This window comes from Streptomyces sp. O3, from assembly GCF_054788135.1.
Genome location: NZ_JBTVYK010000001.1, coordinates 283,574 through 297,294 on the forward strand (window position 1 = coordinate 283,574; position 13,721 = coordinate 297,294).

Below are 13,721 nucleotides of genomic sequence, written 5' to 3' on the forward strand. Positions count from 1 at the left end.
GCGTGTAGCCACCTGCCGGATGTTCAGTCTAGAGGGGGTGGGAAAGGGTGGGGCAACCGGGCGGTGCACTTTGTACGCCATCGGAATGGCCAGACATCCCGATGGTGGGACATGCCTCCGTCCCGTTGTCCAACTTGACGTCACAAGAAGGGAAACGGTTGCTCGACGTCCCCTTATGGATGAGTTTCCCCCCGGAGTACCGCGAGCACTCCCTCCAAATCGTCCGGTTTCACCAGAACGTCGCGTGCCTTGGAGCCCTCGCTCGGTCCGACGACGTTCCGCGACTCCATCAGGTCCATCAGGCGTCCCGCCTTGGCGAAGCCGACCCGCAGCTTGCGCTGCAGCATCGAGGTGGACCCGAACTGCGTGGAAACCACCAGTTCGGCGGCCTGGCACAGCAGGTCGAGGTCGTCGCCGATGTCCTCGTCGATCTCCTTCTTCTGCTTGGTGCCGACCACGACGTCGTCCCGGAAGACCGGGGCCATCTGGTCCTTGCAGTGCCGTACGACGGCGGAGACCTCGCCTTCGGTGACGAACGCGCCCTGCATCCGGGTCGGCTTGTTCGCCCCCATCGGCAGAAAGAGCCCGTCGCCCTTGCCGATCAGCTTCTCGGCGCCCGGCTGGTCGAGGATGACCCGGCTGTCGGCGAGTGAGGAGGTCGCGAAGGCGAGCCGGGACGGCACATTCGCCTTGATCAGGCCGGTCACCACGTCGACGCTGGGCCGCTGGGTGGCGAGCACCAGGTGGATGCCCGCGGCGCGGGCCAGCTGGGTGATGCGCACGATCGAGTCCTCGACGTCGCGCGGCGCGACCATCATCAGGTCCGCGAGCTCGTCGACGATCACCAGCAGATACGGATAGGGCTGCAGCTCCCGCTCGCTGCCCTCGGGCGCGCTGACCTTGCCGTCGCGCACGGCCGCGTTGAAGTCGTCGATGTGCCGGAATCCGTACGCGGCGAGATCGTCGTAGCGCAGGTCCATCTCGCGGACGACCCACTGCAGGGCCTCGGCGGCCTTCTTGGGGTTGGTGATGATCGGTGTGATGAGGTGCGGAATGCCCTCGTACGCGGTGAGTTCCACGCGCTTGGGGTCGACCAGCACCATCCGTACGTCCTCGGGGGTCGCCCGCACCATGATCGAGGTGATCAGACAGTTGATGCAGGACGACTTTCCGGAGCCGGTGGCGCCGGCGACCAGTACATGCGGCATCGTCGCGAGGTTGTGCATGACGTAGCCGCCCTCGACGTCCTTGCCGAGCGCGACCAGCATCGGGTGGTCGTCCTCGGCGGCGTCCGCCAGGCGCAGCACGTCGCCGAGGTTGACCATCTCCCGGTCGGTGTTCGGGATCTCGATGCCGACCGCGGACTTGCCGGGGATGGGGCTGATGATCCGGACGTCGGGGCTGGCGACGGCGTAGGCGATGTTCTTGGTCAGCGCGGTGATCCGCTCGACCTTGACGGCGGGGCCGAGCTCGACCTCGTACCGGGTGACGGTCGGGCCGCGGGTGAAGCCGGTGACGGCCGCGTCGACCTTGAACTCGGTGAAGACGTTGGTGAGCGAGGCGACGATCGCGTCGTTGGCGGCGCTGCGCGCCTTGCCGGGGCCGCCGCGCTCCAGGAGGTCCAGCGAGGGCAGCGCGTAGGTGATGTCGCCGGAGAGCTGGAGCTGCTCGGCGCGGGGCGGCAGGTCCCGTGGCGCTTCGGGGGCGGCCTTGGTCAGATCGGGTACGGCGGAGTCGGCGGCCCCGGAGCGCGCGGCCGCGGGCCTCGTGGACCCGGACTCGGCGGCCCCTGGCTGCCCCGCCGCGCGCTTGCCGGGTACGCCCTGGGCGGCGGCGCCCCCGGTCTGCGGCCGTGGCGTCGGTGCGGCCTCGGGCCGCTCCACGGCGACGCCCTGGGTGAGATCGGCGACCAGCGGCGAGGGCGGCATGCCGTGCAGGACGGCGCCGTCCAGGGCCGCCGCGGCGGCCGCGGCCACGTCGACCGCGTCCATCGGCCGGTCCAGTTCCGCGCTGCCGCTGGTGCGACGCCGCCTGCGCCGCCTGGTGAGGGCCTCTTCCTCGGCGTGGTCCGGATCGTACGAGCCGGCGGCGGCGCGGCGGCGCGGCTTGGACGGCAGGGCCTCCCGCCACTGCTCCTCGTAGCGGTCGTCGTCCGCTGAGTGCCCGTCCGGGTACGCGTCGAAGTGCCCGGCGGGGTCGGCCTCGATCAGGCCGAGCCGCTGGCCGAGCAGCCGTAGCCGCTGCGGGATGGCGTTGACCGGGGTCGCGGTGACCACCAGGAGCCCGAAGACGGTGATCAGCACCAGCAGCGGTACGGCGAGCACCTCGCCCACGGTGAAGATCAGCGGCCGGGAAGCGGCCCAGCCGATCAGCCCGCCGGCGTCTCTTATGTCCTCGATGCCCTCGCCGCGTCCGGGGCCGCCGCAGGCGAGGTGGACCAGGCCGAGCACGCCGAAGACCAGCGCGGAGAGGCCGATCACGATACGGCCGTTGGCCTCGGTCTTCTCCGGGTGGCGGATGATGCGTACGGCGACGGCCCCGAGCAGCAGCGGCGCCAGCAGGTCGAGTCGGCCGAAGGCGCCGGTGACCAGCATCTCCACCAGGTCGCCGACGGGGCCGCGCAGCCGGGACCAGGTGCCGGCTGCGACGATCAGGGCCAGGCCGAGGAGCAGCAGCGCGAGCCCGTCCTTGCGGTGCGCCGGGTCGAGTCCCTTCGCGCCGCGCCCTATGCCGCGGAACGTCGCTCCGACGGCGTGCGCCAGACCGAGCCAGCAGGCGCGCACGACCCGGTAGAGGCCGCTGGTGGGGTTCGGGGCGGGCGCCGGGGCCGTCTTCTTGGCCGCCGCCTTCTTGGCGGGGGCCTTCTTGGCGGGCGCCTTCGCAGCGGCCTTCGCCGGAGCCTTCTTCGGGGCGGCCGCCTTTTTCGCGGGAGCCTTCTTGGCTGCGGACTGACGTGAGGCCATGGGGGTGAGGGTACCGGTGCGGGCGACTGTCGACACGTGTGCCGCCGTGTCACCCGTTCGTGTCGCCCAGCCCCACACGAAACTGACGCACCCTCATAGGCCGTCGGCCTCGGCACCGGCCCCTGCCCCGCCGGTCACCTGCCGCGCCTGGGTCAGTCGCGCCCGAGTCGCCCACGGACCCGAGCAGGCGCCGACGCGGCCCGTGTCAGTTCTGCGAGGGCAGCGAGGCCGCTCCCGCGCCCGTGCCGGGCTCCAGCGCGTCCAGCGCCCTGCGCAGGCCGGTCAGTTTGCGCTCCAGATGGGCGGCCGTGGCCACCACCGCCGCGTCGGCCGAGTCGTCGTCGAGCTGCTTGGACAGCGCCTCGGCCTGCTCCTCGACAGCCGCGAGCCGCGCGGAGAGTTCCGCGAGCAGCCCGGCGGGCTCCTGGCCGCCGCTCTCCGCGACCGCCGCCCGGTCACCGCCCTCGATCTGGAGCCGCAGCAGCGCCGCCTGCTCACGCAGTTGACAGTTCTTCATATACAGCTCGACGAACACCGAGACCTTGGCCCGCAGCACCCACGGGTCGAACGGTTTCGAGATGTAGTCCACCGCCCCCGCCGCGTACCCACGGAAGGTGTGGTGGGGACCGTGGTTGATCGCGGTGAGGAAGATGATCGGGATATCGCGGGTCCGCTCCCGGCGCTTGATGTGCGCCGCGGTCTCGAAGCCGTCCATGCCCGGCATCTGGACGTCCAGCAGAATGACCGCGTAGTCGTCCGTGAGCAGTGCTTTGAGCGCTTCCTCCCCGGACGATGCCCGTACCAGTTTCTGATCGAGCGCGGAGAGGATCGCCTCCAGCGCCAGCAGATTCTCCGGCCGGTCATCGACCAGGAGGATCTTGGCCTTCTGCACCATGGCCCGTCCTCCTCGCCCCGGCATCACACCGGTCGCCGCCCCAGGGGACGACTCCCTTACGCCGCCCGTCCTCGTGCCGGTCATGGTAGCCGCACCCCACCTGTCGCCACACCCTGTCACCGCGATGTCACTGTGCACGTAGCAGAAACGCGGCAGGAGACCAGAAGGTTCCCCGAATATCGCACTCTTACACGACGTCGACCACGTTCCGTCAGCGGCTCCTCGGGATACGCCCGCGGGACACGTCCGCGATGCCTAGGCGCTCCGCTCACTCACCTCTCACTCGTCGCCCATCCACCGCTCCATCACCGACAGCAGATGATCAGGGTCGACCGGCTTCGTCACGTAGTCGGAAGCACCGGACTCGATGGCCTTCTCCCGGTCGCCCTTCATCGCCTTCGCGGTCAGCGCGATGATCGGCAGCCCGGCGAACTGCGGCATCCTGCGGATCGCCGTGGTCGTCGCGTACCCGTCCATCTCCGGCATCATGATGTCCATCAGCACGACCGTCGCGTCGTCGTGCTGCTCCAGGACCTCGATGCCCTCCCGGCCGTTCTCCGCGTACAGCACCGAGAGTCCGTGCTGCTCCAGCACGGAGGTCAGGGCGAAGACGTTCCGGATGTCGTCGTCGACGATCAGCACCTTTTCGCCGTGGAACCGGAAGGCGGGGCGCTCCTGGGGAGCGGGGGCGTCGTCGGGCGCCCACTGCTCCTGCGCGGGCTGCGCCTCCCCCGGCTGGCCCGGCAGCGCGGGCCGCTGCTCCGGCGTCCGTACGGACCTGCGGTGGCGACGGAACAGCAGACCGGGGCGCTCCGCGGGATCCGGACCCGCGGCCTCGGCCTCCGCCCCTGCCGCCGCCGTCGCGGCGTCCGGCGCGGGCTCCGGCTCGGCTGGTCCGGGATCCGCCGAACTCGGCTGACCGGCGCCGGAGTCCAGCGCGCGCGCCGCGGCGGGCGGCAGCTGCGGGTAGCCCTGCGGCGGCAGCTCGGTGGGGTGCAGCGGCAGATACAGCGTGAACGTGGAACCGCGCCCCGGTTCGCTCACCGCGTGGATCTCGCCGCCGAGGAGCCGGGCGATTTCCCGGCTGATGGAGAGCCCCAGGCCGGTGCCTCCGTACTTGCGGCTGGTGGTGCCGTCCGCCTGCTTGAACGCCTCGAAAATCACCCGCATCTTGCTGGAGGCGATGCCGATGCCGGTGTCGGTCACCGAGTACGCGATCAGATCGGCGTCCGCGTCCCGCAGCGAGCCCGCCTCCAGCAACTGCTCGCGGATCTCCGCCGGAACGTCGGTGTTCGCGGTCCTGATCACCAGCTCGACGGCGCCGCTGTCGGTGAACTTCACCGCGTTCGACAGCAGGTTGCGCAGCACCTGGAGCAGCCGCTGCTCGTCCACGTGCAGGGTCGCCGGAAGCTCGGACGAGACCCGTACCGAGAAGTCCAGACCCTTCTCCGCGGTGAGCGGCCGGAAGGTCGCCTCCACATAGTCGACGAGCTGGACGAGCGCGATCCGGGTCGGGCTGACGTCCATCTTGCCCGCCTCGACCTTCGCCAGGTCCAGGATGTCGTTGATGAGCTGGAGCAGGTCGGACCCGGCCCCGTGGATCGTCTCGGCGAACTCCACCTGCTTCGGGGAGAGATTGCCCTCCGCGTTGTCCGCGAGCAGCTTCGCCAGGATGAGCAGCGAGTTCAGCGGCGTACGCAACTCATGCGACATGTTCGCCAGGAACTCCGACTTGTAGCGCATCGACACCGCGAGTTGCTCGGCGCGCTCCTCCAGCACCTGCCGGGCCTCTTCGATCTCGGTGTTCTTGACCTCGATGTCGCGGTTCTGGCGGGCCAGCAGCTCGGCCTTCTCCTCCAGTTCCGCGTTGGACATCTGCAGCGCCTTCTGCCGGTTCTCCAACTCGGCGGAGCGTTCCCGCAGTTGCTCGGTCAGCTCCTGCGACTGCTTGAGCAGCAGCTCGGTCGTGGTGTTGACGCTGATGGTGTTGACGCTCGTCGCGATCATCTCGGCGATCTGGCTGAGGAAGTCCCGCTGGATCTGGGTGAACGGCTGGAACGAGGCCAGCTCGATCACCCCGAGTACCTTGTCCTCGAAGAGCACCGGCAGCACGATCACCTGCGCGGGAGGGGCCTCCCCGAGACCCGAAGCGATCTTGAGGTAGCCGGACGGCGCGTTCTCCACCAGGATGGTGCGCCTCTCCCGCGCCGCCGCGCCGATCAGGGTCTCGCCCGGTTTGAACGATGTCGGCATCGAGCCCATCGAGTAGCCGTAACTGCCCAGCATGCGCAGCTCGTACGCCTCGTCGTCGCCGTCCGCGCCGACGTCGGCGCCCTCGTCGGTGGGCATCGCCAGGAAGAACGCGCCGTGCTGCGCGGAGACCACCGGGGTCAGCTCGCTCATGATCAGACCGGCGACGTCGTCGAGGTCGCGGCGGCCCTGCATCAGACCGGAGATCCGGGCGAGGTTGCCCTTGAGCCAGTCCTGCTCCTTGTTGGCGATCGTGGTGTCCCGCAGGTTGGCGATCATCGTGTTGATGTTGTCCTGCAGATCCTGGATCTCGCCCGACGCGTCCACGTCGATCTTGAGGTTGAGGTCGCCGCGGGTCACCGCGGTGGCCACGGCCGCGATGGCGCGCACCTGCCGGGTGAGGTTCCCGGCCATCTCGTTCACCGACTCGGTGAGGTCACGCCACGTACCGTCGACGTCCCTGACCCGCGCCTGACCGCCCAGCTGGCCCTCGGTGCCCACCTCGCGGGCGACCCTGGTGACCTGGTCGGCGAAGCTGGAGAGCTGGTCGACCATGGTGTTGATGGTGGTCTTCAGTTCCAGGATCTCACCGCGCGCGTCGATGTCGATCTTCTTGGTGAGGTCGCCCTTGGCGATCGCGGTGGTGACCATGGCGATGTTGCGGACCTGGCCGGTCAGGTTGGAGGCCATGCCGTTCACGGACTCCGTCAGGTCCTTCCATGTACCGGAGACTCCCGGAACGCGCGCCTGACCGCCGAGGATGCCGTCCGTGCCCACCTCGCGCGCCACTCGCGTCACCTGGTCGGCGAACGAGGACAGCGTCTTCACCATGGTGTTGACGGTGTCGGCGAGCTGCGCGACCTCGCCGCGCGCCTCGACGGTGACCTTCTTGGTCAGATCGCCGTTGGCGACGGCCGTGGCGACCTGGGAGATGTTCCGCACCTGGCTGGTCAGGTTGTTGGCCATCAGGTTGACGTTGTCGCTGAGGTCCTTCCAGATGCCCGTGACGCCCGGCACCCGCGCCTGCCCCCCGAGCTGGCCCTCGGTGCCCACCTCGCGCGCGACCCGCGTCACCTGCTCGGCGAACGACGACAGCTGGTCCACCATCGTGTTGACGGTGGTGACCAGTTCGAGGATCTCGCCCTTCGCGTCGACGGTGATCTTCTTGGACAGGTCGCCCATGGCGACCGCCGTGGTGACCTCGGCGATGTTCCGCACCTGGAGGGTGAGGTTGTTCGCCATGCCGTTCACGGACTGGGTGAGGTCCTTCCACGTACCGGAGACGCCCTGGACCTCCGCCTGACCGCCCAGGATCCCGTCCGTGCCCACCTCGCGCGCCACCCGCGTCACCTGGTCGGCGAAGGCCGAGAGCTGGTCCACCATCGTGTTGAGGGTGTTCTTCAGCTCCAGCATCTCGCCGCGCGCGTCCACGTCGATCTTCTGCGACAGATCACCGCGGGCCACCGCCGTCGCGACCTGCGCGATATTGCGGACCTGGGCGGTGAGGTTGCCCGCCATGCCGTTCACCGAGTCGGTCAGGTCACGCCACACCCCGGCCACACCCGGCACCTGCGCCTGGCCGCCGAGCCGCCCCTCGGTGCCCACCTCGCTGGCCACGCGGGTCACCTGGTCGGCGAACGCGGACAGCTGGTCCACCATGGTGTTGATGGTGTTCTTCAGCTCGAGGATCTCGCCGCGCGCGTCCACGTCGATCTTCTGCGACAGATCACCGCGGGCCACCGCCGTCGTCACCTGGGCGATCTGCCGTACCTGCGAGGTCAGGCTGCCCGCCATGAAGTTCACCGAGTCGGTCAGCTCCCGCCAGGTGCCGGAAACGCCGTCCACCCGCGCCTGACCGCCGAGCCTGCCCTCCGTGCCCACATCGCGGGCCATCCGCGTCACCTGGTCGGCGAAGGCCGAGAGCTGGTCCACCATCGTGTTGACGGTGTTCTTCAGCTCCAGCATCTCCCCCGCGACATCCACCGTGACCTTCTGCGACAGATCACCGTTGGCCACCGCCGTCGTCACCTGGGCGATGTCCCGCACCTGCGTGGTGAGGTTGCGGAAGACCGTGTTCACCGAGTCGGTCAGGTCCTTCCAGGTCCCGGCCGCGCCCGGCACGTTCGCCTGGCCGCCCAGCTGCCCCTCGGCGCCGACCTCGTTCGCCACGCGGGTGACCTCGTCCGCGAACGTCCGCAGCGTCTCGGTCATCTGGTTGATCGTCTCGGCGAGCTGGGCGACCTCGCCGCGCGCGCTCACGGTGACCTTCCGCGACAGGTCGCCGCTCGCGACCGCCGTCGTCACCTCGGCGATCCCCCGCACCTGAGCGGTCAGGTTGCCCGCCATCAGGTTCACCGAGTCGGTGAGGTCCTTCCACACCCCGGCCACACCCGGCACCTGCGCCTGGCCGCCGAGCTCGCCCTCGGTGCCCACCTCACGGGCGACACGGGTCACCTCGGACGAGAAGGACGACAGCTGGTCCACCATCGTGTTGACGGTGTTCTTCAGCTCCAGCATCTCGCCGGCCACATGAACGGTGACCTTCCGCGACAGATCGCCCTTGGCGACCGCGGTCGTGACGAGAGCGATATCACGCACCTGAGCCGTCAGCCGGTACGCCATGGTGTTCACGGAGTCCGTGAGGTCCTTCCAGGAACCCGACATGCCGCGCACCCGTGCCTGCCCGCCGAGCTTGCCCTCGGTGCCGACCTCGCTGGCCACCCGCGTCACCTCGTCGGTGAACCGCGACAGCTGGTCGACCAGGTTGTTGACCGTACGCCCGACCTTCAGGAACTCCCCGCGCAGCGGATGGCCTGGGCCGTTCTCCCCCTGCGCCCGCAGCTCCATGCGCTGCTCCAGGTCGCCTTCCGCGACCGCCGACAGCACCCGGCCGACCTCCGAGACCGGCCGCACCAGGTCGTCCACCAGCGCGTTCGACGCGTCGATCGCCGCGGCCCAGGAGCCCTCACCGGCGCCGTGCTCCAGCCGCTCCGTGAGTTTTCCCTCACGTCCGACCATGCGCCGCACCCGCGCCAGCTCCCCGGTCAGGTGCATATTGCGGTCGGCGACCTCGTTGAAAACGGCGGCGATGTCCGCCATGACCCCGTCATTGGAGACCGTGAGCCGCTTACGGAAGTTCCCGTCCCGCATGGCGACGAGAGCCGCCAGAAGCCTGTTCAGCGCCGCGGTATCCACCTCGGTGGTCCCGGTGCGCTGACTCCGGGACGAGCCGCCCTTCGCCCGCGTGCTGGTGCCACGCGTCGCTGCGCCAGACTCCACTGTGTCCCTCCCGCAAGGGTCGACCGTACTGCTCAGATTGTTCGCGTCATCTCTTGGAGCTTGCCCAGTGTTTCACCTGGGCGCACCGAGCGTGCCAGCTCCCAAACGTAACCCGCGGCGCCCCGCGCTCGTTCCCCCTACCGGGCAGGGCTTGTCCTTCGCGGGGCCGTGGCCCCGCGAGAAGCCTGGCCTTCGGGCCGGTGGAGTCACAACGGTTCGGCAGCTTCCTCGGAAGCCGTGTGCCGACCTGAGGCGCGAGACGCGCTACTCGGTGTTCAGGTGTGTCCCCGCATGGGGATACCCCTGAACACCGAGCCGGTCTCCCCATTAACCTGTCGTACGAACCAAAGTGCCCGCGGCCGGGGAAGACAACGACGACTCGAGACGCGGGCACACCACTCAGGGGGCGCCGACACCAATGGGGAGTGCTGTGATCACCTCGCGGGCGGCTGCCAGCTTCGATCCCGTAGGACGCTCGGTCGCGGCCGCCCGCGGCTTCGTCCGCGACACTCTGCACGGCTGGGGCTTCGCGGACATCGTCGACGACGCCGTCGTCCTCACCAGCGAGCTGGTGACCAACGCGGTGGTGCACGCCGGCACCACCGCCGACGTACGCTGCCTACGCACCGACGACGCCGTACGCGTCGAGGTCGCCGACCGCTACCCGGAGCGTGAGATCCCGCTCCAGCAGTCCGCCAGAAGCATGGGCAGCCCCGACCGCGAGGGCGGCCGCGGACTCCAGCTGTGCGCGGCCCTGGCCACCCGCTGGGGCGTCGACTACACCTCCACGCACAAGGAGGTCTGGTTCCAGCTCGACCTCCCGGACCGCCCGATCGGCACCCGCAGCTCCGGCCCGCCCCTCTCCGTAGACCTGCTGCCCGCCGCCGACGGCCGGATCCGCGTCGCCGTCGTACAGATCGACCGCGGCGGGGCGGTCACCTCGTGGAACGAGGACGCCGAAGCGGTCTTCGGGTACGCCGCCGAGCAGGTCACCGGCAAACAGCTCACCGACTTCGCGGCCTGGCCGCACACTCCCGGCACCGGCACCGGCATCGCCGAAGCGCTCCAGCTCTCCCGCTGGGAGGGCAGCTACGGCGTCCGCGGCGCCGACGGCCGGGTCATCCCCGTCTACGCCTCACACCTGCGCGTCCGCGACAGCGACGGCGAACCCTCGACCCTGTGCCTGCTGGTCCGCGACCACGAGCGCGCCGTCCTGCAGACCCCGCAGCGCGGCCCCGCGCCGGACGCCGCCAGCGGCCAGGACGGCCAGGGCGCCGACCCCTTCGAGACCTTCATCGGCACCCCCGCGCCCGACGACCTCGACGGCCTGCTGCAACGCACGGTCGAGCGGGCCCGCGACATGCTCGACGGCGACGCCGCCTTCCTGCTGCTCGCCACGGACGACGAGACGGAGCTCGAGGTACGCGCCTCCACCGGCCTGCCGTCCGTCCGCCAGCGCTTCGCCCGCGTCCCCGTGGAAGCCGGCACCGGACGGTACGGCTCGGCGCGGATGCCCGCCGTACATGAGGACCTGGCCGTCGTCCCCGGCGCCGCGCCGCTGCTGAACGGCACCGGCATGCGCTCGGTGGTCACCGTCCCGCTCAAGGTCGAGGGCCGCCTCACCGGCTCACTCGGCGTGGCCGCCGAAGCCCCCGGCCGGTACGCGAACGAGGAGGCCCTGCGCCTGCAGTTCGCCGCCGACCGCATCGCCCTGGCCGTGGAGTCGGCACGCCTCGGCGAGCTGGAACGGCTCCGCCGCGGCTCGCTCTCCTTCCTGGTCGAGGCATCCGACCTGCTCGCCGGAACCCTGGACCGGGACCAGACGCTGGCCCTGATGGCCCAGATGACGGTCCCGACCCTGGCCGCCTGGTGCGCCGTCTACACCATCGCCGACCAGTCCTCGGACCCGTACCTGTCCTATGTCCTGCACGAGGACGAGGAACGCATCGACGGCCTGAAGGCGCTCCTGTCCCGCATCGACCCGCCGGACCCGGTGCCGACCCCCGGCGCCCGCGTCTGGGACGCCCCGTCCGCAGCCGCCCGCCAGACCGCCCTGCGCTCGTCCATGCGCAACCTCGGGCTCAGCGCACCGCCCCGCGTCGGCGGCGCGATCGGCACCACGCTCGCGACGGCCTCCGCCGTCGGCGGCGAGACCGTGGTCCTGCCTCTGGTCGCCCGCAACCGCGTCATCGGCATGCTGACTCTCGGCAAGCCGTCGGACGAGCACTTCCGCCAGGAGATCCTCGAACTCGCCGAAGACCTCTCGCGCCGTGCCGCGCTCGCCCTCGACAACGCCCGGCTCTACTCGGAGCGCATGGCCATCAGCCAGTCCCTGCAGCGCAGCCTGCTGCCGCCGGGGCTGCCCGAGATCCCCGGCGTCGAGGTCGATGTCATCTACCGCGCCGCGGGCGAGGGCAACGAGGTCGGGGGCGACTTCTACGACGTGTTCCCGATCCGCGACGGCGCGTACGGCTTCGCCATCGGCGACGTCTGCGGTACGGGCCCCGAGGCGGCCGCGGTGACCGGCCTGGCCCGGCACGCCCTGCGCCTGCTCGCCCGCGAGGGCTTCGGCGGCCCCGCGGTGCTGGAACGTCTGAACGCCGCGATCCTCGACGAGGGCGCCCGCAGCCGCTTCCTGACGCTCCTGTACGGCGAACTGTGGCCGCAGGAGGACGGCAGCGCCATCCTCAAAATCGTCTGCGCCGGGCATCCGCTTCCGCTGCGTCTGCGCCAGGACGGCACGGTCGAGCCGTACGCGGACCCGCAGCCGCTGCTCGGCGTCCTGGACGACCTCGAGTTGTACGAGCAGACGGTCACCCTCGATCCGGGCGATGTCCTGCTGTGCGTCACGGACGGCGTCACCGAACGCCGCGAGGGCACCCGGATGCTCGGTGACGACGGTCTGGCCGATGTGCTGACCACCTGCACGGGCCTGAACGCCGGCGCGGTCGCCGCCCGCATCATGCGCGCCGTGGAGCGTTTCGCGTCCGACGCCCCGTCCGACGATATGGCGATCCTCACAATGCGCGTACCGGAGCTCCGTCCGAACTGAGGCAGCACACACAGAAGAAGAGGCTTCCACCCGACCGGGTGGAAGCCTCTTCTTGTTGAGCCCCCAAACGGAATCGAACCGTTGACCTTCTCCTTACCATGGAGACGCTCTACCGACTGAGCTATAGGGGCCTGCCGCCTGACGGGTTTTCCGCTCGGCAACGGGATAGATCATACCTCGAACACGCCGGTGTGCCGAATCGCCTCCAACAGCCCTGCCGCCACGGCGAACTGAAGCTAGCAGGCAGGCTGAAGCAGGCCGCCCAGCCGGTTACAGACCGAAACGATCCGTTGCAGGTCCCGCCACGCGAGTGCGGCCCCGACCGGCAGGGACAGCGTCTCGTCGGCCGCGCGCTCGGTCTCCGGCAGAAGGACTCTCCGACGGTGGTCGGGCAGGCGGTGCACCGGCGTCTTGACGGGCACCCTGCAGTCAACTCCCCTGGCTCGTGCGGCTCGGGCGAACGCATCGCGGTCCGGCCGCCCGTTGCCCGGCACTCGCACCACGTACTGCTGATACGTGTGCCCGTCGGCGGGCGCCGGTTTCTTGAGACCGCCGGTCAGCCGCTCGTCGAAGTAGCCCGCGTGCGCACGCCGCCACGCCTCGTCGGCGGAGGTCTCCACGCCGTCGGCACGCTCCAGCACCAACAGGCCGTGCCGCCGCCCCACTTCGCCCAGCAGCCTCATATCGGCCGGGTGCCCGAAGCGATGTATGGCGATCACGGCGGCCGTACGTGACGTCACGGCCGCGGCGACCGCTCCGGGATCGAGACAGTACGTGGCCGGGTCCACATCGGCGAAGACGGGCAGCGCCCCCGCCAGCACCACGGCCTCGGTCATCTCCACGTTCCCGTACGCGGGCACGATGACCTCGTCACCGGGTCCCACCCCTGCGGCCCTGAGCGTCGCGACTGTCCCCATGGCAAGGATGTTGGCCGCGCAACGTGAACACCAGGTGACAGAAAACAAAAAGACGCTGGTCCCCGAGTCGAAACTCGGGGACCAGCGTCTATCAAAATTAGTTCGGCGGCGTCCTACTCTCCCACAGGGTCCCCCCTGCAGTACCATCGGCGCTGTAAGGCTTAGCTTCCGGGTTCGGAATGTAACCGGGCGTTTCCCTCACGCTATGACCACCGAAACACTATGAAACTGAACTACCGCACCACACCCTGTAACCCAGAGCATGGGGTTGTTCGTGGTTTCAGAACCAACACAGTGGACGCGAGCAACTGAGGACAAGCCCTCGGCCTATTAGTACCGGTCACCTCCACCCCTCACAGGGCTTC

General features: G+C 69.8%; 5 protein-coding genes, 1 tRNA gene and 1 rRNA gene. 1 reads left to right on the forward strand and 6 read right to left on the reverse strand.

All coding sequences use genetic code 11. The features are described from left to right. Positions 1 to 173: 173 nt before the first annotated feature. The 3 genes from ACX6XY_RS01295 to ACX6XY_RS01305 form a co-directional block, all read right to left on the reverse strand. Positions 174 to 2,963, reverse strand: a complete 2,790-nt coding sequence (locus ACX6XY_RS01295; RefSeq protein ID WP_460325312.1) for a DNA translocase FtsK — start codon at positions 2,961 to 2,963, stop codon at positions 174 to 176. 205 nt (positions 2,964 to 3,168) lie between these two features. Then, positions 3,169 to 3,858 carry a response regulator gene (locus ACX6XY_RS01300; protein ID WP_460325314.1) on the reverse strand — a complete coding sequence of 230 codons (690 nt, stop codon included), beginning with the start codon at positions 3,856 to 3,858 and terminating at the stop codon, positions 3,169 to 3,171. Between the two features lie 279 nt (positions 3,859 to 4,137). Continuing rightward, positions 4,138 to 9,303 (reverse strand): HAMP domain-containing protein, encoded by a 5,166-nt coding sequence (locus ACX6XY_RS01305; protein ID WP_460325339.1) that lies wholly within the window; start codon positions 9,301 to 9,303, stop codon positions 4,138 to 4,140. Positions 9,304 to 9,805: 502 nt separating this feature from the next. Between ACX6XY_RS01305 and ACX6XY_RS01310 the strand changes: the two genes are divergently transcribed. Next, entirely contained in the window at positions 9,806 to 12,439 is a 2,634-nt protein-coding gene (locus ACX6XY_RS01310) for a SpoIIE family protein phosphatase (RefSeq protein WP_460325316.1), read from the forward strand. Between the two features lie 58 nt (positions 12,440 to 12,497). On the opposite strand, the gene ACX6XY_RS01315 is transcribed toward ACX6XY_RS01310, so the two are convergent. The 3 genes from ACX6XY_RS01315 to rrf all read right to left on the reverse strand — a co-directional run bounded on the left by ACX6XY_RS01315 (position 12,498) and on the right by rrf (position 13,573). Continuing rightward, positions 12,498 to 12,570 (reverse strand) — tRNA-Thr (locus tag ACX6XY_RS01315). A 105-nt stretch (positions 12,571 to 12,675) separates the two neighbouring features. Next, on the reverse strand, positions 12,676 to 13,356 hold the full coding sequence (locus tag ACX6XY_RS01320) for a DegT/DnrJ/EryC1/StrS family aminotransferase (RefSeq protein WP_460325318.1): 681 nt from the start codon (positions 13,354 to 13,356) through the stop codon (positions 12,676 to 12,678). 100 nt (positions 13,357 to 13,456) lie between these two features. Next, positions 13,457 to 13,573, reverse strand: a 5S ribosomal RNA gene (gene rrf, locus ACX6XY_RS01325). Positions 13,574 to 13,721: the final 148 nt, after the last annotated feature.